The following is a 23,012-nucleotide window of genomic DNA, read 5'->3' as shown; positions in this document are numbered from 1 at the left end:
GCCGGCCGCCGGGGTCCCTTCACCATGCAGGGCCTACAGCCCGTACTTCTCCCGAGCTTCCTTCACGGCAGTGGCCTTCACCTCACCGCGGCGGGCCAGCTGGGCCAGGGCGGCCACGACGATCGACTGGGCGTCGACGCCGAAGTGCCGGCGGGCCGCCTCACGGGTGTCCGACAGGCCGAAGCCGTCCGCGCCCAGCGAGGAGTAGTCCTGGTCCACCCACTGCGCGATCTGGTCCGGGACCTGCCGCATGTAGTCGGAGACGGCAAGCACCGGGCCCTCGGCGCCGTGCAGCGCCTGACGGACGTACGGCACCCGCTCCTCGCCGCGCAGCAGGGCCGCGTCGGCCTCCAGGGCGTCGCGCCGCAGCTCCGTCCAGGAGGTCGCCGACCAGACGTCGGCCGCGATGCCCCACTCCTCCGCGAGCAGCTTCTGCGCCTCGAGCACCCAGTGGATCGCCGTACCGGAGCCCAGCAGCTGGATGCGCGGGGCGTTGGCCACCGGCGAAAGCCCGGCCGACTCCGCCGTGTTGAAGCGGTACAGGCCCTTGACGATGCCCTCGTCGATACCGAGGCCGGCCGGCTTCGCGGGCTGCGGCAGCGGCTCGTTGTAGACGGTGAGGTAGTAGAAGACGTTCGGGTCCTCACCCGGCGCCGCCTCGCCGTACATACGGCGCAGACCGTCCTTGACGATCGTCGCCACCTCGTACGCGAACGCCGGGTCGTACGTCAGCGCCGCCGGGTTGGTCGCGGCGATCACCGGCGAGTGGCCGTCGGCGTGCTGCAGGCCCTCGCCCGTCAGCGTCGTACGGCCGGCCGTCGCGCCGACGAGGAAGCCACGGCCGAGCTGGTCGCCGAGCTGCCACATCTGGTCGGCGGTGCGCTGCCAGCCGAACATCGAGTAGAAGATGTAGAACGGGATCATCGCTTCGCCGTGCGTGGAGTACGCGGTGGACGCGGCGATGAAGTCGGCCATCGAACCGGCCTCGGTGATCCCCTCGTTGAGGATCTGGCCGTTCTTGGCCTCCTTGTAGTACATCAGCTGGTCGCGGTCGACCGGCTCGTACGTCTGGCCCTTGGGGGAGTAGATCCCGAGCGACGGGAAGAGCGACTCCATGCCGAAGGTGCGCGCCTCGTCGGGGACGATCGGCACCCAGCGCTTGCCGGTCTCCTTGTCGCGGACCAGGTCCTTGATCAGGCGTACGAAGGCCATCGTCGTCGCCACGTTCTGCGAGCCCGAGCCCTTGTCGAAGGAGGCGAAGGCCTTCTCGGCGGGGGTGGGGAGAGGCGCGAGCGCGTGCACACGGCGGGCCGGGGCCGGGCCGCCGAGGGCGGCGCGGCGCTCCTGGAGGTAACGGACCTCGGGGGAGTCGGCGCCCGGGTGGCCGTAGGGCACCTGACCGTCGACGAACTGGCTGTCCGAGATGGGGAGTTCGAGAAGATCACGCATCTTCTTGAACTCGTCCACCGACAGCTTCTTCATCTGGTGGTTGGCGTTCTTCGACGCGAAGCCCTCACCGAGCGTGAAGCCCTTGACGGTCTGGGCCAGGATGACCGTCGGAGCGCCCTTGTGGTCGAGCGCGGCCTTGTAGGCGGCGTAGACCTTGCGGGCCTCGTGGCCACCGCGGGAGAGGTGGAAGCACTCGAGGATCTTGTCGTCGCTCAGCAGCTTCGCCATCTCGACGAGCGCCGGGTCCTTGCCGAAGAAGTCCTCGCGGATGTAGGCCGCGTCACGCGTCTGGTACGTCTGCACCTGGGCGTCCGGCACCTCGCGCAGCCGGCGTACGAGCGCGCCGGTCGTGTCGAGGGCGAACAGCTCGTCCCAGGCCGTACCCCACAGCGTCTTCACGACGTTCCAGCCCGCACCGCGGAACTGGGCCTCCAGCTCCTGCACGATCTTGAAGTTCGCGCGGACCGGACCGTCGAGGCGCTGCAGGTTGCAGTTGATGACGAAGGTGAGGTTGTCCAGGCCCTCGCGGCTGGCGAGTGCGAGTGCCGCCGTCGACTCCGGCTCGTCCATCTCGCCGTCGCCGAGGAACGCCCACACATGGGACGAGGAGACGTCCTTGATGCCGCGGGCCGTCAGATAGCGGTTGAAGCGGGCCTGGTAGATCGCCGACAGCGGGCCGAGACCCATGGAGACGGTCGGGAACTCCCAGAGCCAGGGCAGGCGCCGCGGGTGCGGGTACGACGGGAGGCCGTTGCCCCCCGCCTCCTGGCGGAAGTTGTCGAGGTGCGCCTCGGTCAGCCTGCCGTCGAGGAAGGCGCGGGCGTAGATGCCGGGGGAGGCGTGGCCCTGGATGTAGAGCTGGTCGCCCGAGCCGTCGGCCTCCTTGCCCTTGAAGAAGTGGTTGAAGCCGGTCTCGTACAGCCAGGCCGCGGAGGCGAAGGTGGCGATGTGGCCGCCCACGCCGTGTTTCGCGCCCCGGGTCACCATCGCGGCCGCGTTCCAGCGGTTCCACGCGGTGATCTTCCGCTCCATCTCCTCGTCACCGGGCACACCCGGCTCGGCGGCGGTGGGGATGGTGTTGACGTAGTCCGTCTCGAGGAGCTTGGGCAGCGCGATGCCGTTGCCCTCCGCGCGCTCCAGCGTGCGGCGCATCAGATACGCGGCACGGTGCGGGCCCGCCGCCTTGGCGACCGCGTCCAGGGAGGCCTGCCATTCGGCGGTCTCCTCGGGGTCCCGGTCGGGGAGCTGGTCGAGCTCGCTCGGCTGGATGGCGTTGGGGTCGGTCATGTCGCCGCCTTCCTCAGTCGAAGGGGGTTCCCTGTGAGGTGTTTCGGGGGGTGCCCTTGGTCTTTGGCAGGACAGGGCTGAGGGCCCTGGTGCTGTAACACTGTGCGGCTTCCGTCGCGGGCCCGTCGGCGACTCTAACTCCCTGATCGATGATCGATCAAAGGGTTGCGGGCAAAACTTCTCGATTTCGAGAAAGTAGGCACGCGGTGCCTTTCGGGCGGGCACCCGGTGCCGTGATTTTCGGAGGTTTCCGCAGGTGAGCGCAGTGATGCTCGGCTGTGTCAGGCCCGCGGCGCGCACCCCAGCACATGCGCCTTCACCAGTTCCGCGATCCTCGGGTCGCGCCTGCGGAACGCCTGGACGAGCTCCTCGTGCTCCTCCGCGTACGACTGCTGCACCGTACCCAGCCAGCGGATCGACAGGGCCGTGAACACCTCGATGCCCAGGCCCTCCCAGGTGTGCAGCAGCACGGAGTTGCCCGCGGCGCGCACCAGTTCGCGGTGGAAGGCGACCGTGTGCCGCACCTGGCCCGTGCCGTCGGCGTTGCGGTCGGCGTCGTAGAGGGCGACGACGTGCGGTTCCAGGGCCGAGCAGTCCTCCGCCAGCTTCTCCGCGGCCAGTTCCGCCGCGATCGCCTCCAGACCGGCCCGGACCGGGTAGCTCTCCTCCAGATCGGCCGCCGTCAGGTTGCGCACCCGCACGCCCTTGTTCGGCGCGGACTCGATCAGCCGCAGCGACTCCAGCTCGCGCAGTGCCTCGCGCACCGGCGTCTGGCTGACCTCCAGCTCGGTCGCGATGCGCCGCTCCACGATCCGCTCGCCCGGCTTCCAGCGCCCGCTGACGATCCCCTCCACGATGTGCTCGCGGATCTGTTCGCGCAGCGAGTGGACGACGGGCGCGGTCATGAGGGCTCCTTAGGGAGGGGCCGCCCATCGGCCCCTGGGGCGTTTGACGTTTAGACAATAAGGCCGCGGGCCCGTTGGGGAGGGGCGCGCGGGGGCGCTTTCATGCAGGTGAGACGAGACTTACACGCCCGGCAGACACGGCCCCTCTGTAAAGACCCGTACCGGATGCTGTCCGGAGCCGTCACCGCCGTGTCACCGAGGGAACCTGGCGGCCCCGAAGCGTGTGGCGTTCGGCAGGGGCGCACGCAAAGAGGCGCACCTGAAAACGGCAGGGGAACGGCAGGGGGACGGCATGGACATCGGGGGACGACGAGGAGCGCTGCGCCGGGCGGCCGCTGCGGCCGTGATCGGCGCGATCGTCGGCGTGACAGGCTGCCGGCAGATGCCCACACGGGCGACGGCCGAGCCGAAACCGAGCAGCACCGAAGCGATCACGAACATGGCGGGCGCGGCTCGCAGCGGCGAGGGACCCGGCGGCGCCTGCGTCTTCGTCAAGCCCGACGGCGCGCAGAACTTCGGCCACGTCGGCTGGGGCTTCCGGGTCACGGGGACGAGCCAGTGGGTCTACGGCGCCGTGGAGAACCCCACGAACAAGCTGTACACCGCGCGCGGCGGCTACATCGGCGCCTGGCATGCGCAGGGGTCGTACGCGCGGATGGTCAGTGATATGTCGCATGACACCTACTACCCGGGCAAGTCCACGCACCCGTACAGCCGTTACCGCTGCATCTCCTCCTCGGCCGGCGACGTGAACAACGCCCGGTCGATGATCCGCACCGTCGAGCGCCGAGGCTTCCTCGTCGGCTTCGACCCGAAGACCGGCGACCTCACCTCCCGGGACTGCCTCGACGCCACCTACGACGTCCTGCACGCCTACCGGACGCGGGACCTGACGTACGCGCCGCACCTGGACATCCCCAATGTGTGGGTGGAGACGCTGTGGGACTGGAGCGACCACACGCTGACGCCCCGGTAGCGCATACGACGGTGCCCCCGTCCGGAAAGCTCCGGGCGGAGGCACCGTCGTACAGGCCCTGTGACTTACAGGCCGAGCTCGACCTCGAACTCGCCCGCCTCCAGGATCGCCTTGACCGCGGTCAGGTAACGGGCCGCGTCGGCGCCGTCCACCAGGCGGTGGTCGTAGGAGAGGGTCAGGTACGTCATGTCGCGGACGCCGATGACCGTGCCCTCCTCGGTCTCGATGACCGCCGGGCGCTTGACCGTGGCACCGATGCCGAGGATCGCGACCTGGCCCGGCGGCACGATGATCGTGTCGAAGAGCGCGCCGCGCGAACCCGTGTTGGAGATGGTGAAGGTCGCACCGGACAGCTCGTCCGGGGTGATCTTGTTGGCGCGGACCTTGCCGGCCAGCTCCGCCGTGGCCTTCGCGATGCCGGCGATGTTCAGGTCGCCCGCGTGCTTGATGACCGGGGTCATCAGGCCCTTCTCGGAGTCCACCGCGATACCGACGTTCTCGGTGTCGAAGTAGGTGATCGTGCCCTCGGCCTCGTTGATCTTGGCGTTGATGACCGGGTGGGCCTTCAGCGCCTGGGCCGCCGCCTTCACGAAGAACGGCATCGGGGAGAGCTTGACGCCCTCGCGGGCCGCGAAGGAGTCCTTCGCCTTGGCGCGCAGCTTCATCAGGCGCGTGACGTCGACCTCGACGACCGAGGACAGCTGCGCCTGCTCGTGCAGCGCCTTGACCATGTTGTCGCCGATGACCTTGCGGATGCGCGGCATCTTGACGGTCTGGCCGCGGAGGGGAGAGGCCTCCAGGGTCGGCGCCTTCTTGGCGGCCGGGGCGGCAGCGGCGGCGGGAGCCGGAGCGGCGGCGGCGGCCTTCGCGGCCTCGGCGGCGGCGATGACGTCCTGCTTGCGGATGCGGCCGCCGACGCCGGTGCCCTTGACGCCGGCCAGGTCCACGCCGTTCTCCGCGGCCAGCTTGCGCACCAGCGGGGTGACGTAGGCGCCCTCGTCGGTGGCCTGCGCGGCGGGGGCGGGGGCGGCCGGGGTGACCGGAGCCGGAGCGGCCGGCGCGGGCGCCGGGGCGGCCGGGGCCGGAGCGGCGGCGACCGGGGCGGGCGCGGGAGCCGGAGCGGCAGGAGCCGGGGCCGGGGTCGGCGCGGGGGCCGGCGGAGCCACGGGGGCGGCCGGGGCCGGAGCCGGGGCAGCGGCGGCGGGCGCCGGGGCGGCGGGGGCCGGGGCGGCCGCCGGAGCGGCACCGGGAGCGCCGATGACGGCCAGCTTGGCGCCGACCTCGGCGGTCTCGTCCTCGCCGACCGTGATCTCGAGCAGCACACCGGAGGTGGGCGCCGGGATCTCGGTGTCGACCTTGTCCGTGGAGACCTCGAGCAGCGGCTCGTCGGCCTCGACGGAGTCGCCGACCGACTTCAGCCAGCGGGTGACGGTGCCCTCGGTGACGGACTCGCCCAGGGCGGGCAGGACCACGTCGGTGCCGGAGGCGCCACCGGCCGGAGCGGCGGGGGCCTCGGCGGCGGGGGCGGGTGCAGGGGCGGCCGGGGTCTCGGCGACCGGCGCCGGGGCGGGCTCGGCGGCCGGGGCGAGGGCCTCGGCGGCGGCGGGGGCCGGGGCGGCAGCGGGGGCGCCCGTGCCGTCGTCGATGACGGCCAGCTCGGCGCCGACCTCAACGGTCTCGTCCTCGGCGACCTTGATGGACGCCAGGACACCGGCGGCGGGGGAGGGGATCTCGGTGTCGACCTTGTCGGTCGAGACCTCGAGCAGCGGCTCGTCGGCCTCGACACGCTCGCCCTCGGCCTTCAGCCAGCGAGTGACAGTGCCCTCGGTGACGCTCTCGCCGAGCGCCGGAAGGGTTACGGAAACCGCCATGGTTTCGGTTGCTCCTTACGGAAAGTGCGGAAGTCTGTGTCGTCGCTTCGTCGACCGAGGGATCAGTCGTGCGAGTGAAGGGGCTTGCCGGCCAGAGCCAGGTGGGCCTCGCCCATCGCCTCGTTCTGGGTCGGGTGGGCGTGGATGAGCTGGGCGACCTCGGCGGGCAGCGCTTCCCAGTTGTAGATCAGCTGGGCCTCGCCGACCTGCTCGCCCATGCGGTCGCCGACCATGTGGACGCCGACCACGGCACCGTCCTTGACCTGGACGAGCTTGATCTCGCCCGAGGTGTTCAGGATCTTGCTCTTGCCGTTGCCCGCGAGGTTGTACTTCAGAGCGACGACCTTGTCCGCACCGTAGATCTCCTTGGCCTTGGCCTCGGTGATGCCCACGGAGGCGACCTCGGGGTGGCAGTACGTCACCCGCGGCACGCCGTCGTAGTCGATCGGAACGGTCTTGAGACCGGCCAGACGCTCCGCCACCAGGATGCCCTCGGCGAAGCCGACGTGCGCGAGCTGGAGCGTCGGGACCAGGTCACCGACGGCGGAGATGGTCGGGACGTTCGTCCGCATGTACTCGTCGACCAGGACGTAGCCGCGGTCCATCGCGACGCCCTGCTCCTCGTAACCGAGACCCTGCGAGACCGGGCCGCGGCCGACCGCGACCAGCAGGAGCTCGGCCTCGAACTCCTTGCCGTCGGCCAGGGTGACCTTGACGCCGTCGGCGGTGTACTCGGCCTTCGAGAAGAAGGTGCCCAGGTTGAACTTGATGCCGCGCTTGCGGAACGCGCGCTCAAGAAGCTTGGAGGAGTTCTCGTCCTCGACCGGGACGAGGTGCTTGAGGCCCTCGATGACCGTGACGTCCGTACCGAAGGACTTCCAGGCGGAGGCGAACTCGACGCCGATGACGCCGCCGCCGAGGACGATCGCCGACTTCGGCACGCGGTCCAGGACGAGGGCGTGGTCCGAGGAGATGATGCGGTTGCCGTCGATCTCCAGGCCCGGCAGCGACTTCGGCACGGAGCCGGTCGCGAGGAGGACGTGACGGCCCTGGACGCGCCGGCCGTTCACGTCGACGGAGGTCGGGGAGGACAGGCGGCCCTCACCCTCGATGTACGTCACCTTGCGGGACGCGATGAGACCCTGCAGACCCTTGTACAGGCCGGAGATGACACCGTCCTTGTACTTGTGGACGGCGGCCACGTCGATGCCCTCGAAGGTGGCCTTGACGCCGAACTGCTCGCTCTCGCGGGCCTGGTCGGCGATCTCGCCCGCGTGCAGCAGGGCCTTGGTGGGGATGCACCCCCGGTGCAGGCAGGTACCGCCGACCTTGTCCTTCTCGATCAGGGCGACGTCCAGGCCCAGCTGGGCCCCGCGCAGCGCCGCGGCGTAACCACCGCTACCACCGCCGAGGATCACTAGGTCGAAAACGGTGCTGGCGTCGTTCGCCACGTCACGTCCTCCATGCATGTGCGCCACGCCGGTCAGCGGTGACCGGTCGGCGGCTGGTGTCCGGCCGCTCTTTCTTCGGCCCTGTGGTGGGGGCCCTGTCCTGCCGTGCCCCATCTTCGCACTTGTCGACGGGCAACGAGACGCCGGGCCGGTGTGTGAGACGTCCCACGTTCAGTTGAGCGGATGGGTGAGGCGCATGAACGAGGGGGCTCCGCCCTACCCGCGCGCGGAGCCCCCTCTTCACCGGAACATCAGCCCAGGTCGCCCGAGGCCGTCAGCTCCGCCAGCCGAACCAGGGTCCGCACCGCCGTGCCCGTGCCGCCCTTCGGCGTGTAACCGAACGGTCCGCCCTCGTTGAAGGCCGGTCCCGCGATGTCCAGGTGCGCCCAGGTGATGCCCTCGCCCACGAACTCGCGCAGGAAGAGACCGGCGACCAGGCCGCCGCCCATCCGCTCGCCCATGTTCGCGATGTCGGCGGTGGGGGAGTCCATGCCCTTGCGCAGGTGCTCCGGCAGCGGCATCTGCCAGGCCGGCTCGCCGACCTCCTCGGCCGCCTCGTGCACCGCGGAGCGGAACGCGTCGTCGTTCGCCATGATCCCGAAGGTCCGGCTGCCCAGCGCCAGCACCATCGCGCCGGTCAGGGTCGCGACGTCCACGATGGCGTCCGGCTTCTCCTCGGAGGCGGCCCACAGCGCGTCCGCGAGAACCAGCCGGCCCTCCGCGTCGGTGTTGAGGACCTCGACCGTCTTGCCGCTGTACATGCGCAGCACGTCACCGGGACGGGTCGCGGAACCCGAGGGCATGTTCTCGGCCAGCGCCAGCCAGCCGGTGACATTGACCTCGAGACCCAGGCGCGCGACGGCGACCACGGCGGCGAAGACGGCCGCCGCACCGCTCATGTCGCACTTCATCGTCTCGTTGTGGCCGGCCGGCTTCAGCGAGATGCCGCCCGAGTCGTAGGTGATGCCCTTGCCGACGAGCGCCAGGTGCTTCTTCGCCTTGGAGGAGGTGTACGACAGCTTGACCAGCCGCGGACCCGCCGCCGAGCCGGCGCCGACGCCGAGGATGCCGCCGTAGCCGCCCTTCTCCAGGGCCTTCACGTCGAGCACCTGCACCTTGATGCCGTGCTCCTTGGCCGCGGCCGTCGCGACGGCCGCGAACGCCTCCGGGTCGAGGTCGTTCGGCGGGGTGTTGATCAGGTCGCGGGCGCGGTTGAGCTCCTCGGCGACGGCGGTGGCGCGCTCGACGGCCGCCTTGTGCTCCTTGTCGCGGGGCTTGCCGCCCAGCAGGGAGGCCTCGGCGAGCGGCGCCTTGCCGTTCTTGTCCCTGGCGTCCTTGCCGCCCGCGTTGTTCTTGTAGGCGTCGAAGGAGTACGCGCCGAGCAGCACGCCCTCGCTGATCGCGCCGACGTCGAAGGCGTCCTGGACGGGCAGGGCGAAGGCGGCCTTCTTGGCGCCGGTGAGGGTGCGGGCCGCGACTCCGGCGGCCTTGCGCAGCGCCTCGCCGTCATAGCCGGAGTCCTTTTCGGGCTCCGCGCCCAGGCCCACCGCCACCAGGAGCGGGGCCTTGAAGCCGGCCGGCGCCGGCAGCTTCGTCACCTCGCCCTCGGCACCGGAGGCACCGAGGGTCTCCAGGACGCCGGCGAGCCTGCCGTCGTAGGCCTTGTCCACGGCCTCGGCGCCCGGTGCGACGACCGGGCCCTTCGCGCCCTTGGCCACACCGATCACGATCGCGTCGGCCCGAAGACCGGGCGCCGCGGCGGTGCTGAGAGTGAGAGCAGTCACGGTGGTGAATTCTCGCTTCCAATGTGAAGTTTCTGTGGTCGATCTGTGTGGGTCGACCGGGCCCGACAGCCGACCCTAGAACCGGCCTCAGGGTGCGGTCTCAGCGGGGCCTTCCCCGGTACGGCGAACACTCGGGATGAGCCTACGCGTGTGTGCGCCTTCACTCATTCCTGCGGGCGTGTGCGAAGTGCCCGGTATCGGAGATCATCCGTGGGGAACACTTCTACCCACCCTGGAGCCCGTTCGTTGAAACGTCCGATACGCCTGCTTGCCCTGCCCGCCCTGCTCGTGCTCACGGCGGGCTGCGGCAGCGCGCCCGACTCCGGGCCGTCCGGCGGTCGTTGGCAGCCGCGCCCCGGCGTGGCCTGGCAGTGGCAGCTCAGCGGCCGCGTCGACACCTCCGTCGACGTACCGGTCTACGACATCGACGGCTTCGACCAGCCGAAGGCCACCGTCGCCACCCTGCACGACAAGGGCCGCAAGGTCATCTGCTACCTGTCGACCGGCGCCTGGGAGGACTGGCGCCCCGACGCGAAGAAGTTCCCGAAGTCGGTGCTCGGCAAGGGCAACGGCTGGAAGGGCGAGCGCTGGCTCGACATCCGCCGCACCGACGTACTGGAGCCGCTGATGGCGGCCCGCTTCGACATGTGCCGCAAGAAGGGCTTCGACGCGGTGGAGCCCGACAACATGGACGGCTACAAGAACACCACCGGCTTCCCCCTCAAGGCCGCCGACCAGCTCCGCTACAACCGCCTGATCGCGAAACTGGCCCACGACCGGGGCATGGCGGTGGGCCTGAAGAACGACCTCGATCAGATCCCGCAGCTGGTGGGGGACTTCGACTTCGCCGTCAACGAACAGTGCGCCCAGTACGGCGAATGCGCCGCCGAGAAGCCCTTCATCAAGGCCGGCAAGGCCGTCTTCCACGTCGAGTACGAGCTGCCGACCAGCCGCTTCTGCGCCGAGTCCCGCCGGCTGAAGCTCAGTTCGATGCTCAAAAAGTACGAACTGGGGGTGTGGCGCCGGGCGTGCTGACGCCGAGCCCGGTGACCGCCGTGCCCGCCAGCCGGTCCGCGAGGGAGCGGCAGGTGGGGGAGAAGACCGGCAGCGCGTTGAGGAGGAAGACGACCACGGCCAGCGCCCACACCAGCACCGACAGCACGAACTGCCCCTCGACCAGCAGGATGCAGGCGACGGCGTAGACGGCGATGTCGGCGGCCGTGGTGACCGCGGCACGCACTGCGGCCCGGGTGGGGGCGCTCGGGGCGACCCGCAGCCCGAGCAGCCCCTTGCCGAGGGTCCGTCCGGCGAGGACGAGGCAGCCCCACTGGTAGAGGAACGTCGCCACGATCAGCATCCCGAAGGCCTCCTCCACGTCGAGCACGGCCCTGTGCCACAGCGACAGCCCGAGGGTCTCCGAGGCGCCGACGACGTCGCCCTGCGAGGTCAGCAGATCGAAGCCGCCGTGGGTGGCGAGCTCGGGCACGTCGGTGACCAGCGCGGATATCCGGTGGAAGGTCAGGACGGCGAGCAGATACGCCAGCGTGAGCACCAGCGCGAAGTCGATGAACCAGGCCACGGCACGACGAAGCCTCGGCACGAACATCCCCCGATCACGATCACTTGTCCGTGTACGGCGGAAGAGACTACTGCCCCAGCGAGAGCACCAGGAGCGAAACCGTCGCAGCCGTCTCGGCAAGCCCCCCGAACACATCGCCGGTGACCCCGCCGAAGCGGCGCGTGCAGTGCCGGAGCAAGAGTTCGGCCACAGCGACGGACGCGACGACCGCGGCCGCCGTACGGACCATGTCGTACGTCCCGACGAGCGCACCCCCGGCGGCCGCCGCACCGGTCACCACGAGCGCCGCGACCACCGCCGCCCGGACCGGCACCACGCCCGCGACCGCCGCCCCCAGCCCCTCGGGCCGGGCGGCCGGCACCCCGGTGCGCGCGGCCAGGGTGAGCGCCAGCCGGGCGGCCGTCGCCGAGACGACGGCGGCGAGCGCACCCCGGGCCCACGAGTCGCCGTACGCCTGGGCCAGCGCCGCCACCTGCGCCAGCAGCACGAGGACGAGCGTGATCACCCCGAACGGCCCGATGTCCGACTGCTTCATGATCCGCAGCGCGTCCTCGGCGGGCTTGCCGCTGCCGAGGCCGTCCGCGGTGTCCGCGAGGCCGTCGAGATGCAGACCGCGGGTGAGGACGGCGGGCACGGCCGCGGAGGCGACGGCGGCGAGCAGCGCCCCGGCGCCGAGCGCCAGCAGCAGCACGCCGGCCAGCGCCGCGCACCCGCCGACGACCAGCCCGGCGAGCGGCGCGCAGAGCATGCCGCCGCGCGCGGCGTCCCGGTCCCAGCGGGTCACCTTCACCGGGAGCACGGTGAGGGTGCCAAAGGCGAAACGGAGGCCGTCCGGCCAGGGGGTCTTGGAGGGTTCGGGCACCGGCGCAGGTTACTCGGCGGTCGGGAGGGCGGATACAGGGGCCGTCGCTAAAGTGCGCATATGGGACATTGGCTACATCGCAACATCGTCGAGCCCGGCAAGCTGCCACTGCTGCTCGCCCTCGCCGCGTTCGTGCTGACGTTCCTGATCACCCGGCTCGTCACCCGCCTCATCCGGGCCGGGAGGGGGCCCTTCGGGAACGTGAAGGCGGGCGGGGTGCACATCCATCACGTGGTGCCCGGCGTCGTCCTCACTGTCATCGGCGGCTTCGGGGCGGTGGCCAGCGACCGGCACGGCTTCGGCGCGGCCCTCTGTGCCGTCCTGTTCGGCATCGGAGCGGGACTCGTCCTCGACGAGTTCGCGCTGATCCTGCACCTCGACGACGTCTACTGGACCGAGGAGGGCCGCAAGAGCGTCGAGGTCGTCGTCCTCACGGCGGCCCTGGTGGGGCTGGTGCTCTCGGGGTTCGCGCCGTTCGGCGTCAACGACATGAGCCAGCAGGAGCTGCACGACCGGGGCGACGTGATCTCGACCGTCGTGGTCAACTTCCTGTTCTCGCTGGCCGTCCTCAGCAAGGGCAAGGCGCGGATGGCGATCTTCAGTGTGATCATCCCGTTCATCGGTCTGATCGGTCTGGTCCGCCTGGCCCGCCCCGGCTCCCCCTGGGCCAGACGCTTCTACCGCCGCCGCCCGCGCGCCCGCGCCAAGGCCACACTGCGGGCGTATCGCCACGACCGGCGGTGGGCCGGTCCCCGGCGCAAACTCCAGGACCTCCTGGGCGGCAGGCCGGACCCGGTGCCGGACCGCGCCCCATAGGGGCGCGGGGCTGTGACGGCGCAGCAGTCACCATCTCGCCGGCGGAAAGCCCGACCCGGAACCGATCCGCACCGCGGGCCGGTGACGGTGCCGCACCGCCGAGATGAAGCACAGCACTCCCACCGCCGCGATCGCCGCCATGTGTTCCTTGCCGGCGAGATTCCCCTTCAGCAGCACCTCGACCGCCATCGCCGCCGTCACCGCACACGCCGTGACATACGCGCCGTAGCGCCAGCCGAGGAACACGGCGAGGCCCACCACCGCCGCCGACGGGCCGGTGTCCACGACGGAGGCGTCCGAGGAGGGCAGTCCGAAGGCGTTGTCGAAGCCCAGCCAGATGCCGAGGCGGGCGTAGAGCGTGCCGGCGAGTGTGGCGGCGTAGGCGATGACGAGGGTGCGCCAGCGGCCGAGACAGACCTCCGCGACGCCGAACACGAAGAGGATCTGCGCGAGCGCACCCCACACGGGCAGGTCGAGAGCCGGGACGAACAGCGACAGGGGAGTGCGCAGCAGCGACAGCCACAGCGGGTCCTCGGCGCGTACGCCCCCCGTGTTCTGCACGAGCTGAAAGCCCCACGACTGGTTCTGCACGACCTGTATGACCGTCGTCAGCACCACCGCCCCGAGAGTCATCGGGATCGCCCGCCAGCGCCGCTTGACCAGCGGCTCACGCACCGTGACGTACAGGAATCCCCATTCGGCACGGGCCCAGCGGGCGAGCCTGTTCATCCGGCGATCCTCATCTGTGCGTCTCCAGGTGCTTGCGGTGCAGCCACTTCGGCAGTCCCGGCGCCTCCAGGAACCCCTCCGCGCGCGCCGAGGCGATGCCGATGCGCGGCAGGTCCGCGCTCTTCTCGAAGAGCAGGAACCGCGGCTCCCAGATGGGCCGGTACTTGGCGTTGGCGCGGTACAGCGACTCGATCTGCCACCAGCGCGAGAAGAAGCTGAGCAGCGAGCGCCACAGCCTCAGCACCGGCCCGGCACCGAGACGTGCGCCACGTTCGAAGACCGAACGGAACATCGCGAAGTTGAGCGAGACCTGCGTGATCTCGATCTCGCCGGCGCGCCGCAGCAGCTCGAGGACCATGAACTCCATCAGGCCGTTGTCACAGGCGCGGTCCCGGCGCATCAGGTCGAGGGAGAGCCCGTGCGGTCCCCATGGCACGAAGGACAGCAGCGCCCTCAACTCGCCCTTGCCGTCGGTGCATTCGAGCATCACGCACTGCCCGTCCTCGGGGTCCCCGAGCCGCCCGAGTGCCATGCTGAACCCGCGCTCGGTGGCCCCGTCGCGCCAGTCGTCCGCCCGCTTCAGCAGATACGCCATCTCGTCGGCCGGAATGTCCTCGTGCCGCCGGATGCGCACCGTGTACCCGGCCCGCTTCACCCGGTTGTAGGCCTGCCGCACGGTGCGCATGGCCCGTCCGTCGAGGGTGAAGTCGGCGACCTCCACCAGGGCCTCGTCGCCGAGCTCCAGGGCGTCCAGGCCGTGCCGCGCGTACACGGTGCCGGCCTCCTCGCTCGCCCCCATCACGGCCGGGATCCACCCGTGCGCGCGGGCCTCGGCGAGCCACGGATCGATGGCGCCGGGCCAGGCCTCCGGGTCGCCGATCGGATCACCGGAGGCCAGCGAGACGCCCCCGACGACCCGGTACGCGACGGCCGCCTTGCCGGTCGGCGACCACACCACGCTCTTCTCCCGGCGCAGCGCGAAGTACCCGAGCGAGTCCCGCTCGCCCTGCCGCTCCAGCAGCTCCCGCAGCCGCTTCTCGTCGTCCTCGGTGAGCGGGTCCACGGCCCGCCGGGAGCGGAAGGCGGCGTAGAGGACGGCGAGGACGAGGATCGTGCTGAGCACGTTGATGGCGACGTTCACCCAGTTCGGCACGTCGATGCCGGGGAAGCGGGACTCGTCGACGGCGACGGAGACCAGGCGCAGGGTGCCGTAGCGCCAGCGCTCGAGGAATGTCGAAACCGCCCTGTCCGGCGCCTGGTTGGTGACCGTCACCAGCAGCGCGGCGACCAGCGAGGCGACCAGCGTGCCGCCCACCGCGACGGCGGCGGCCAGCTTCGGGTTCGCACGGTCGCCCTTGGCGTAGAACTCCCGCCGTCCGACCAGCAGGGCGAGGACGAAGAGGGCCGTGAGGCCCAGTGAGATCCAGTTCTGGGCGTACTGCCGGATCTCCGGGTACGCCATCGCGAAAGCGAACAGCGCGAGGAACGAACCGGCCAGGGCGAGGTTGAGGATCCACGCGGCGCGCTTGCGGCGGCGCATGGTGATGGCGAGGAACGCCGTGAACACGCCGGAGGCGAAACCGGCGGTCAGCAGATACGGGGTGAAGAAGTTCTCCTGGTTGTGCCGCCGCACGTCCTGCCCCAGAGAGACCCAGACGGCACTGAGGAAATTGACGAACGCGACGGCCCGCAAATACCAGACGGCGAATGCGGCAGCGCGCCGCGAGGCAATTCGGGCATCTCCCATGAGTGAGGATCATATGGGCGATGCCCTGATGAACCCATCCATCTTTTGTCTGCGGCTCTGTCGACTTTCGTCCCTCCTGCGGCCTACTCGGTCTCCTCCTTGGTGTCGACGGCCTCCGTCCACTCGGTCCCGGGTTCATCCTTCTCAGGTACCCCCGAGGCCTGCGGCTTCTCCGGCAGCTCCGCGGACAGCGCGGCCGCGGCCTGCACCAGCGGCAGTGCCAGCAGCGCCCCCGCACCCTCGCCCACGGTCACCCCCTGCGAGAGCAGCGGCTCCAGCGCCATCCGGTCCAGTGCCTTCGCCTGCCCCGGCTCCCCGCTGTCGTGCGCGGCCAGCCACCAGTCCGGCGCCCGGAAGGCGACCCGCTGCGCCACCAGGGCGCAGGCCGCCGTCACGACCCCGTCCAGGATCACCGGCATCTTGCGCACCGCGCTCTGCAGCAGGAACCCGGTGATCGCGGCGAGGTCGGCCCCGCCCACGGTGGCCAGCAGCTGCAGCTGGTCGCCCAGCACCGGACGGGCCCGGCGCAGCGCGTCCCGGATCGCCGCGCACTTGCGCATCCAGGCCAGGTCGTCGATGGCGAGCCCGCCCCGCCCGGTGACCACGGACGCGTCGGTTCCGCACAGCGCGGCGATCAGCACCCCGGCCGCGGTCGTCCCGCCCACGCTCACATCGCCGAGCACCACCAGATCCGTACCGGAGTCGGCCTCCTCGTCGGCCACCGCGACGCCGGCGCGGAAGGCGGCCTCCGCCTCCTCCGCCGTCAGCGCGTCCTCGAGGTCGATGCGTCCGCTGCCGCGCCGCACCCGGTGCCGTACGACCTCCTCGGGCAGCGTCTCGGGGTCGCAGTCCAGCGCCATGTCGACGATCCGCACCGGCACGCCCAGCCGCCGGGCGAGCACCGACACCGGACGGCCGCCCTCCAGGACCTCCCGCACCACCTCGTGGGCGCCGCCCGCCGGCCGGGCCGAGACGCCCAGTTCGGCGACACCGTGGTCACCGGCGAACAGAACGACCCGGGGCCGATCGATCGGCCGCACCGGTACGGCGGACTGGGCCGCCGAAAGCCACTCACCCAGGTCGTCGAGGCGGCCCAGCGACCCGGGCGGCACGATCTGACGCTCCCTGCGCGCCTCGGCGTCACGGCGCACCCCGCCGTCGGGACGCTCGATCAGATCGGTGAAGTCGTCGAGATTAAGCGAGCTCATTCGCCGAACAGTACCGGCACCGGCCGAACGGGACAGCGCCACATCGTCACCACGCGCGCGTGACGTCTTTGCCCCCGGGATATGGATCCCATACGTTCCGTTTTGCAGCGGATTGTCCTAAGCCTCCGGGAGCCGCCATGACATACCCGAGCACCCATGTCAGCGCCCGTGACCGACGCCGCCACCTCTCGGCGGCCCGCGCGGTCCTGCGGCTCCTGCCCGAACCGGAGAGCTGGCTGGACGTGGGCACCGGCGACGCCCACTTCCCCGGGACGGCACGCGAACTCTTCCCCTACACCTCCTTCGACGGCCTCGACCCCACCCCGCGCGTCTCGTACGCCTGCCATGCGGAGCGCGTCGAGGAGGCCTTCGTGGGGCAGGTGACGGACCCTCACATCACCACGATCCTGCGCGGCCGCTACGACGTCGTCACGCTCCTCCAGCACCGCTCACCGGTCAAAGACCTCCGCGCCGAACTCCGTGCCGCCCTCACGCTCGTCCGCCGCGGCGGCCTCCTCCTCGTCGAGACCCAGCCCGCGCAGGCACCCGCCCTGCGCACCCAACTCGACTTCCACGGCTGCACGATCCTCGCGAGGAGCCGGCACCTCCTCGGCCAGTTCCCGTACACGCACCGGATCATCGCGCGCCGCAGACCCTCAGCCCCGTAGCACCATCGCCTGCCCGGCCACCACAAGCACCACCTGCTCGCACTCCCCGGCGAACGCCGCGTTCAGCCGCCCGAGTTCATCGCGGTAGCGGCGCCCCGAAGCGGTGGCCGGCACGATCCCCGAGCCGACCTCGTTGGACACGGCGACCACGGTCCGCCGGCTCGCCCGCACCGCCTCCGTCAGCTCCCGCATCCGCTCCCGCAGGGCCCGCTCCCCGCCGTCGGCCCACTGAGCGTCGTCCCACGCCCCTACGGAGTCCATCGCGTCCGTCAGCCACAGCGACAGACAGTCGATGAGCAGCGGCGGGCCGTCGGCCGCCAGCAGCGGCACCAGATCGCAGGTCTCGGCCGTCCGCCAGGACCCCGGCCGGCGCTCCCGGTGGACGGCGACCCGGGACGCCCATTCCGTGTCCCCGTTCCGCGAGCCGCCCGTCGCCACGTACAGCACGTCCGGAAAGGCCTCCAGGCGCCGTTCGGCCTCCACCGACTTCCCGGACCGCGCCCCGCCCAGCACCAGCGTCCGCCGCGGCACATCGGGCACGTCCTCGTACACCCCCACCGTCAGCGTCGCCCCGTCCGGCACGACCCGCGCCCCCGCGGCGGCGAGCCGCCTGCGCAACTCGGGCCCCGGCGGCACGTCATGGTCGAGATGTACGGCGACGACATCCGTGGTCGGGCCGACGGCACCGACCGCCCGCAGCTTGGCCAGCGCGTCCGGCCGCCCCACCACATCGGTCAGCACCAAGTCGTACGCCATGGCCCCGTTCTGCTCCAGACCGGCCGGCGCACCCCCGGGCGGCTGATACAGCAGCCGCTGCCCGTTCGGACCGGTCACCGCATACCCCGTGCCCGGACCGTCCATCGCCACCGCCCGCACCCGATGCCCCGTCAGCAGCGCCAACTCCCGCCCGTCCGGCACCCGCGCGGGCTGCGGCAGTCCCGCCGGCACCTCGACCACCGGCCCGCGGTGCGGATGCGACAGCAGCACCTGCCGTACGCCGCCGAGGGAATGCCCGGCCCGCGCCGCCGCGAAAGCCGCGCCCGGCGTCAGATCGAGCAGCAGGGTCCCGTCCACGAGCACCGCGGTCGCCGCCCGGGCATCCGCGCCGAGCGCGGTCGCGCAGGCGGCACAGGGACAGTCGGGGCGGGGCAGTCCCGCGGGGGCACCGGTGCCGAGCAGAGTCACTTCCACGGAAGTGATTTTCGCGTGTCTGCGCAGGTGCTGCCCATCCGACTAGGCTTCTGGCAGGAGGCGGACCAAGATCCGCCTTCTGCTCTGCAGGTGCTCAGACACGGGAGGCGTACATGGCGTCATGGACGTGGCGGTTCGAGAAGGCCGACGGGGCGGAGGTCCAGCCCGCGGTCCAGCCCGAGGAGTTCACCACGCAGGGGGACGCCGAGTCCTGGATCGGGGAGCACTGGAAGGCCCTGCAGGACGGCGGCGCCGACCAGGTACGGCTGTTCGAGGACTCCACGGAGATCTACGGGCCGATGAGCCTGCACGCCGAAGAGGCGTAGCCGGTACGGAGGGGGAGGGGACGGCCGCAATACGGCCGCTCCCTCCTCCTCTCGTCTCACTGCTCGCCCAGCGTCACATCGGCCTTCTTCTGGCTCCCGTTCCGGGTGAACGTCACCGAGGTCCGGTCACCCGGCTGCTGCGCCGCCAGCGCCTCCGCCAGGGATGTGATGGTGGTGATGTCGGTGTCACCCAGCCTGGTGATGACGTCCCCGGCCTGGATGCCCGCCTTGTCGGCCGCTCCGCCGCTCTTGACCGCGACCACGGCGACCCCGGCGGCCCGGTAGCCGTTGTCGACGACCGTACGGCCGGTGATGCCGAGCGCGGCCCGCCCCGAGTCGGTGACCCTGCCGCTCCTGATGATCTGGCCGGCGATCGTCCTCACCATCGAGGAGGGGATCGCGAACCCGATGCCGGGCGCCGCACCGTTGCCGAGACCCGGGTCGGTGGCGGCCAGCGTCGGAATGCCGATGACCTGCCCGTCGAGGTTGACGAGGGCGCCGCCGCTGTTGCCCGGGTTGATGGCCGCGGACGTCTGCACCATGTTGGCGATGGTCGCGCCCGTGCCCCCGTCGGTACGGCCCTCGCTCACGGTCCGCCCGGTCGCCGAGACGATGCCCTGCGTCACGCTGGACGACAGCCCGAGCGGCGAGCCCATCGCCAGCACGATCTGCCCGACCGCCACCTTCGAGGAGTCCGCGAAGGCGGCCGCCTTCAGCCCGCTCGGCACCTTGTCCAGCTTGATGACGGCGAGGTCCTGGTCCGGGTACGAGGAGACGAGCCGGGCGGTGAGCGCGTCCTCGCTGTTGGCGGTCGTCACCTTGAAGGTCTTCGAGTTCCCGACGACATGCGCGTTGGTGACGATGCGCCCCTTGTCGTCGTACACGATCCCCGACCCCAGATCGCCCTCGGCCTGGATCTGCACGACCGACGGCAGAACGTCCTTGATCACCCTCTGGTAGGCGCTCTGCAGATCACTGCCCGCCATGGGAGCGACGGCCTGCGCGGGCTGTGCCGCCTGCGTGGTCGTCTTCTCCTGTCCGCCGGAGGAACCGCCACCGGAGCACCCGGAGACGAGCGCGAGCACACAGCAGAGCACGGCGACGGGAACAAGCAGCCGGACGCCACGGGCACGGGCAATGTCCATGCCCCGAGTCTCACTTCGGGGTGAAGTCCCGGCTTCCGATATACGCCCGAACGGGCTGCGGTCTTGCCAGGCACCCTCGGCGGATTCCGCTGCGGTGCGGCCGCGCCCCTTCAGGGGCGCGGGGCTGTATCGATATGCGGCTCCGCCGCATGGGCGCGACCAGCCACGACGAGCCCGCAGACAAAAATGGCGGCCCCGCGGCGCAGCCGCAAACAATCACCGCCCGCGGCCTAGCCGCGCACCCCGCACAGGTGCAGCAACGCCGCCACTCCCCGGTACGGATCCGTCCGCCCGGCCCGCTCCTCGACCGCGAGCAAGGTCTCCATGTCGGCCGGGATCTCCGCCCCGTCCGCCGCGGTGTCCGTGAACACCCGCACCCCGTACCAGGCGTGCAGCGGCGCGGCGATCCCGGCGAGCGTCGCGCTCAGCGCCTCCAGGCGGTCGGCCCGCACGTCGAGCCCCAGCCGGTTCGTGTACGACACGGTGTCGAAGGCGGCGAGCGCGCCGGCCCAGTCGCCGGACAGCCCCGGCCGCATCGCCAGCGCGTCGCCGTTGCGCACGAGCAGCGACAGCAGCCCGCCGTGGGCCAGCATCCGGGCCAGCCCCGCCAGCAGCGGATCCGGCTCCTCGACATACATCAGCACCCCGTGGCACAGCACCACGTCGAAGCTGCCCGGCAGGAAGTGCACCCCGGTGTCCCGGCCGTCGCCCTCGATGATCCGCACCCGCTCCCGGATGCCCTCGGGCTCACCGGAAAGGGCCTCGCGCGCGACCGCGACCATCGTCGGGTCCTGCTCAAGGCCGGTCACCTGGTGCCCGGCCCGCGCCAGCCGCAGTGCCTGCGTGCCCTGGCCCATGCCCACATCGAGCACCCGCAGCCGCTGCCCGACCGGGAACCGCCCCGCTATCTGCTCGTCGAGCTGCCGGGCCACCAGCTCCTGCCGTACGGCATTGCGCAGACCGCCCAGTTTGCCCAGCCAGGCATCCGCCGCGCCCCCGGAGAACGACGTAGTGCTCAGGGCCGCTCTCCGCGCTTGACCTGCGGCTTCGGCAGCCGAAGCCGGCGCATCTGGAGGGAGCGCATCAGGGCGTACCGGGTGGCGCCCTTGGTGTTCTGGTCGGGGAAGCGCTCGGCGAGCTGCTTCCTCAGCCGGAAGGCGCTGACGATCGCGTCCAGCACGATCAGCACGATCACGACCAGCCACAGCAGCAGCGCGATGCTCTGCAGCGCGCCCACCCGCACCATGCTCAGCACCAGGATGACCACGGCCATGGGCAGGAAGAACTCCGCCACATTGAACCGCGAGTCGATCCAGTCGCGGGCGAACTTCCGCACCGGACCCTTGTCACGGGCGGGCAGATACCGCTCGTCACCGCCGGCCAGCGCCTGGCGCTGCCGCTCCAGCGCGGCACGGCGCTCCTCGCGCTGACGCTTGGAGGCGTCCTTGCGCGTCATCGAGGTGTTGGCGACGCTGCGGCGCTGGGACTGGGCCTCACTGCGCTTGGGCGTGGGCCGACCCTTCTTCGCCTGCGGGTCACGGGGCTGCTTGGAGTCGGTCAGCGACGCCTTGTCGACGACGGCTGCCTTCTCTTCCTTGGCACGGCTACGGAACACAAAACCCAAGGGTACGGGGTGGCCGGGGTTGGACCCCAGCCCCGCGGGGAACGATCCGGCAACACCAGTCGTCATGTAAGGGACAGAGGGGACGTTGCACGTGCTTCCGGCCCCGGAGTCCGCGGGGGGCTCCTTGGGGGTACACCTACTCCCTACGCCGGAGCGGGAGCGTTTGCAGTCGTCCTTGGGGATGAGCGCATCCGTCCCCGAACAGTGCGTCAATGGATGCAGGGCCCGTACTGTGGGTTCTGTCGCAGAGCTGGAGCTGGAAGTCCGTCAGAAGGGGGCGCGCGAAGCCCATGAGCGGTGTCATGAAGCGTATGGGGATGATCTTCCGCGCGAAGGCGAACAAGGCCCTTGACCGGGCCGAGGACCCGCGCGAAACCCTCGATTACTCGTATCAGAAGCAGTTGGAGCTGCTCCAGAAGGTGCGCCGGGGCGTCGCCGACGTGGCGACCTCCCGCAAGCGCCTGGAGCTCCAGCTGAACCAGCTGCAGTCGCAGTCCACCAAGCTGGAGGACCAGGGCCGCAAGGCGCTCGCGCTCGGCCGTGAGGACCTGGCCCGCGAGGCGCTGTCCCGCCGCGCCGCGCTCCAGCAGCAGGTCACCGACCTCGAGACGCAGCACGCGACGCTCCAGGGCGAGGAGGAGAAGCTCACCCTGGCGGCCCAGCGGCTCCAGGCCAAGGTCGACGCCTTCCGTACGAAGAAGGAGACCATCAAGGCGACGTACACGGCCGCCCAGGCCCAGACCCGCATCGCCGAGTCCTTCTCCGGCATCTCGGAGGAAATGGGCGACGTGGGCCTTGCGATCCAGCGCGCCGAGGACAAGACCGCACAGCTCCAGGCCCGTGCCGGGGCGATCGACGAGCTCCTCGCCTCGGGCGCCCTGGACGACCACTCCGGCATGCACAAGGACGAGATCCAGGCCGAGCTGGACCGGATCTCCGGTGGTTCGGACGTGGAGCTGGAACTGCAGCGCATGAAGGCGGAGCTGGCCGGCGGCTCGTCCCAGCAGGCGATCGAGGGCGGCACAGGGCAGTCTCAGTCCCAGCAGCAGCCGCAGGACACCCCGCGCTTCGACAAGCAGTAGGGCCCACGCCTAGGAGGCCGACATGGGCGACATGATCGTCAGGATCATGGGGGAGGGGCAGGTGAGGCTGGCCGACAGCCACCTCACCGAACTCAACAAGCTGGACGACGTGCTCCTTCAGGAGATGGAGAACGGCGACGGCCCCGGCTTCCGGCGCACCCTAGAGGCCCTCCTCGCCAAGGTCCGCGAACTGGGCGAGCCCCTGCCCGACGACTCCCTGGAGCCGTCGGAGCTGATCCTGCCGTCCCAGGACGCGACCTTGGAGGAGGTCAGGGAACTGCTGAGGGACGACGGCTTGATCCCGGGGTGAGG

Annotated in this window: 21 protein-coding genes; 7 read left to right on the top strand and 14 right to left on the bottom strand. The window is 71.0% G+C overall.

Annotation, left to right across the window (positions count from 1 at the left end; translation table 11 throughout):
* Positions 1 to 33 precede the first annotated feature (33 nt).
* Both aceE and ACWC1K_RS46610 read right to left on the bottom strand, forming a co-directional pair.
* The gene (aceE, locus tag ACWC1K_RS46615) at positions 34 to 2,736 is read right to left on the bottom strand and encodes a pyruvate dehydrogenase (acetyl-transferring), homodimeric type (protein ID WP_450839838.1); all 2,703 of its coding nucleotides are present in this window, start codon (positions 2,734 to 2,736) and stop codon (positions 34 to 36) included.
* 281 nt (positions 2,737 to 3,017) lie between these two features.
* Positions 3,018 to 3,641 carry a GntR family transcriptional regulator gene (locus ACWC1K_RS46610; RefSeq protein WP_266954484.1) on the bottom strand — a complete coding sequence of 208 codons (624 nt, stop codon included), beginning with the start codon at positions 3,639 to 3,641 and terminating at the stop codon, positions 3,018 to 3,020.
* A 292-nt stretch (positions 3,642 to 3,933) separates the two neighbouring features.
* Here ACWC1K_RS46610 and ACWC1K_RS46605 point away from each other — a divergent pair, with 292 nt between their 5' ends.
* On the top strand, positions 3,934 to 4,617 hold the full coding sequence (locus tag ACWC1K_RS46605) for a hypothetical protein (protein ID WP_450839837.1): 684 nt from the start codon (positions 3,934 to 3,936) through the stop codon (positions 4,615 to 4,617).
* 65 nt (positions 4,618 to 4,682) lie between these two features.
* Here the strand turns inward: ACWC1K_RS46605 and sucB are convergent, their stop codons facing one another.
* The 3 genes from sucB to ACWC1K_RS46590 form a co-directional block, all read right to left on the bottom strand.
* Entirely contained in the window at positions 4,683 to 6,488 is a 1,806-nt protein-coding gene (sucB, locus tag ACWC1K_RS46600; RefSeq protein WP_450839836.1) for a 2-oxoglutarate dehydrogenase, E2 component, dihydrolipoamide succinyltransferase, read from the bottom strand.
* A gap of 62 nt (positions 6,489 to 6,550) precedes the next feature.
* The gene (lpdA, locus tag ACWC1K_RS46595) at positions 6,551 to 7,939 is read right to left on the bottom strand and encodes a dihydrolipoyl dehydrogenase (RefSeq protein WP_115908590.1); all 1,389 of its coding nucleotides are present in this window, start codon (positions 7,937 to 7,939) and stop codon (positions 6,551 to 6,553) included.
* 251 nt (positions 7,940 to 8,190) lie between these two features.
* A complete protein-coding gene (locus ACWC1K_RS46590) occupies positions 8,191 to 9,723 on the bottom strand; it encodes a leucyl aminopeptidase (RefSeq protein WP_450839834.1) in 1,533 nt (510 codons plus the stop codon).
* 246 nt (positions 9,724 to 9,969) lie between these two features.
* On the opposite strand from ACWC1K_RS46590, the gene ACWC1K_RS46585 reads away from it, so the two are divergent.
* A complete protein-coding gene (locus tag ACWC1K_RS46585) occupies positions 9,970 to 10,758 on the top strand; it encodes an endo alpha-1,4 polygalactosaminidase (protein ID WP_450839832.1) in 789 nt (262 codons plus the stop codon).
* On the opposite strand, the gene ACWC1K_RS46580 is transcribed toward ACWC1K_RS46585, so the two are convergent.
* Positions 10,718 to 11,323: an RDD family protein gene (locus ACWC1K_RS46580; RefSeq protein ID WP_450839830.1), complete on the bottom strand. Its 606-nt coding sequence runs from the start codon at positions 11,321 to 11,323 to the stop codon at positions 10,718 to 10,720. The two genes, ACWC1K_RS46585 and ACWC1K_RS46580, sit on opposite strands and share 41 nt — an antisense overlap.
* A 46-nt stretch (positions 11,324 to 11,369) precedes the next feature.
* Entirely contained in the window at positions 11,370 to 12,164 is a 795-nt protein-coding gene (locus ACWC1K_RS46575) for an adenosylcobinamide-GDP ribazoletransferase (protein ID WP_450839829.1), read from the bottom strand.
* 60 nt (positions 12,165 to 12,224) lie between these two features.
* On the opposite strand from ACWC1K_RS46575, the gene ACWC1K_RS46570 reads away from it, so the two are divergent.
* Positions 12,225 to 12,980, top strand: coding sequence for a hypothetical protein (locus ACWC1K_RS46570; RefSeq protein WP_450839828.1), 756 nt, complete (start codon positions 12,225 to 12,227; stop codon positions 12,978 to 12,980).
* Positions 12,981 to 13,007: 27 nt separating this feature from the next.
* Here ACWC1K_RS46570 and ACWC1K_RS46565 read toward each other — a convergent pair whose 3' ends face one another.
* The 3 genes from ACWC1K_RS46565 to cobT all read right to left on the bottom strand — a co-directional run bounded on the left by ACWC1K_RS46565 (position 13,008) and on the right by cobT (position 16,664).
* A complete protein-coding gene (locus tag ACWC1K_RS46565) occupies positions 13,008 to 13,709 on the bottom strand; it encodes a hypothetical protein (RefSeq protein ID WP_450839827.1) in 702 nt (233 codons plus the stop codon).
* Between the two features lie 10 nt (positions 13,710 to 13,719).
* Positions 13,720 to 15,456: a phosphatidylglycerol lysyltransferase domain-containing protein gene (locus ACWC1K_RS46560; protein ID WP_450839825.1), complete on the bottom strand. Its 1,737-nt coding sequence runs from the start codon at positions 15,454 to 15,456 to the stop codon at positions 13,720 to 13,722.
* Positions 15,457 to 15,539: 83 nt separating this feature from the next.
* Positions 15,540 to 16,664: a nicotinate-nucleotide--dimethylbenzimidazole phosphoribosyltransferase gene (gene cobT, locus ACWC1K_RS46555; RefSeq protein ID WP_450839823.1), complete on the bottom strand. Its 1,125-nt coding sequence runs from the start codon at positions 16,662 to 16,664 to the stop codon at positions 15,540 to 15,542.
* A gap of 137 nt (positions 16,665 to 16,801) precedes the next feature.
* Here cobT and ACWC1K_RS46550 point away from each other — a divergent pair, with 137 nt between their 5' ends.
* Positions 16,802 to 17,332 (top strand): methyltransferase domain-containing protein, encoded by a 531-nt coding sequence (locus tag ACWC1K_RS46550; protein WP_450839821.1) that lies wholly within the window; start codon positions 16,802 to 16,804, stop codon positions 17,330 to 17,332.
* Here ACWC1K_RS46550 and ACWC1K_RS46545 read toward each other — a convergent pair.
* On the bottom strand, positions 17,321 to 18,523 hold the full coding sequence (locus ACWC1K_RS46545) for a bifunctional adenosylcobinamide kinase/adenosylcobinamide-phosphate guanylyltransferase (protein WP_450839819.1): 1,203 nt from the start codon (positions 18,521 to 18,523) through the stop codon (positions 17,321 to 17,323). The genes ACWC1K_RS46550 and ACWC1K_RS46545 overlap by 12 nt on opposite strands.
* A 113-nt stretch (positions 18,524 to 18,636) precedes the next feature.
* On the opposite strand from ACWC1K_RS46545, the gene ACWC1K_RS46540 reads away from it, so the two are divergent.
* Entirely contained in the window at positions 18,637 to 18,849 is a 213-nt protein-coding gene (locus ACWC1K_RS46540) for a hypothetical protein (RefSeq protein WP_398951222.1), read from the top strand.
* Positions 18,850 to 18,905: 56 nt separating this feature from the next.
* On the opposite strand, the gene ACWC1K_RS46535 is transcribed toward ACWC1K_RS46540, so the two are convergent.
* From ACWC1K_RS46535 to ACWC1K_RS46525, 3 genes are all read right to left on the bottom strand, one after another.
* On the bottom strand, positions 18,906 to 19,994 hold the full coding sequence (locus ACWC1K_RS46535; protein ID WP_450839817.1) for a S1C family serine protease: 1,089 nt from the start codon (positions 19,992 to 19,994) through the stop codon (positions 18,906 to 18,908).
* A gap of 230 nt (positions 19,995 to 20,224) precedes the next feature.
* On the bottom strand, positions 20,225 to 20,926 hold the full coding sequence (locus ACWC1K_RS46530) for a class I SAM-dependent methyltransferase (RefSeq protein WP_450839815.1): 702 nt from the start codon (positions 20,924 to 20,926) through the stop codon (positions 20,225 to 20,227).
* A gap of 83 nt (positions 20,927 to 21,009) precedes the next feature.
* Entirely contained in the window at positions 21,010 to 21,684 is a 675-nt protein-coding gene (locus tag ACWC1K_RS46525) for a DUF3043 domain-containing protein (RefSeq protein ID WP_450701100.1), read from the bottom strand.
* Positions 21,685 to 21,935: 251 nt separating this feature from the next.
* Between ACWC1K_RS46525 and ACWC1K_RS46520 the strand changes: the two genes are divergently transcribed.
* On the top strand, positions 21,936 to 22,700 hold the full coding sequence (locus ACWC1K_RS46520; RefSeq protein WP_398952107.1) for a PspA/IM30 family protein: 765 nt from the start codon (positions 21,936 to 21,938) through the stop codon (positions 22,698 to 22,700).
* Positions 22,701 to 22,731: 31 nt separating this feature from the next.
* Positions 22,732 to 23,010, top strand: a complete 279-nt coding sequence (gene pspAA, locus ACWC1K_RS46515) for a PspA-associated protein PspAA (protein WP_450839840.1) — start codon at positions 22,732 to 22,734, stop codon at positions 23,008 to 23,010.
* Positions 23,011 to 23,012: the final 2 nt, after the last annotated feature.

The sequence above is a fragment of the Streptomyces sp. NPDC001492 genome (assembly GCF_053597275.1).
Note: the sequence above shows the minus strand (reverse complement) of the source record. Positions and strands in the feature narration are given on the sequence as shown.

Coding starts and splice junctions, on each gene's coding strand:
- aceE (WP_450839838.1), bottom strand. CDS start 2,736: ATGACCGACCCCAACGCCATCCAGCCGAGCGAGCTCGACCAGCTCCCC.
- ACWC1K_RS46610 (WP_266954484.1), bottom strand. CDS start 3,641: ATGACCGCGCCCGTCGTCCACTCGCTGCGCGAACAGATCCGCGAGCAC.
- ACWC1K_RS46605 (WP_450839837.1), top strand. CDS start 3,934: ATGGACATCGGGGGACGACGAGGAGCGCTGCGCCGGGCGGCCGCTGCG.
- sucB (WP_450839836.1), bottom strand. CDS start 6,488: ATGGCGGTTTCCGTAACCCTTCCGGCGCTCGGCGAGAGCGTCACCGAG.
- ACWC1K_RS46570 (WP_450839828.1), top strand. CDS start 12,225: ATGGGACATTGGCTACATCGCAACATCGTCGAGCCCGGCAAGCTGCCA.
- ACWC1K_RS46565 (WP_450839827.1), bottom strand. CDS start 13,709: ATGAACAGGCTCGCCCGCTGGGCCCGTGCCGAATGGGGATTCCTGTAC.
- ACWC1K_RS46560 (WP_450839825.1), bottom strand. CDS start 15,456: ATGGGAGATGCCCGAATTGCCTCGCGGCGCGCTGCCGCATTCGCCGTC.
- cobT (WP_450839823.1), bottom strand. CDS start 16,664: ATGAGCTCGCTTAATCTCGACGACTTCACCGATCTGATCGAGCGTCCC.
- ACWC1K_RS46550 (WP_450839821.1), top strand. CDS start 16,802: ATGACATACCCGAGCACCCATGTCAGCGCCCGTGACCGACGCCGCCAC.
- ACWC1K_RS46540 (WP_398951222.1), top strand. CDS start 18,637: ATGGCGTCATGGACGTGGCGGTTCGAGAAGGCCGACGGGGCGGAGGTC.
- ACWC1K_RS46535 (WP_450839817.1), bottom strand. CDS start 19,994: ATGGACATTGCCCGTGCCCGTGGCGTCCGGCTGCTTGTTCCCGTCGCC.
- ACWC1K_RS46525 (WP_450701100.1), bottom strand. CDS start 21,684: ATGACGACTGGTGTTGCCGGATCGTTCCCCGCGGGGCTGGGGTCCAAC.
- ACWC1K_RS46520 (WP_398952107.1), top strand. CDS start 21,936: ATGATCTTCCGCGCGAAGGCGAACAAGGCCCTTGACCGGGCCGAGGAC.
- pspAA (WP_450839840.1), top strand. CDS start 22,732: ATGATCGTCAGGATCATGGGGGAGGGGCAGGTGAGGCTGGCCGACAGC.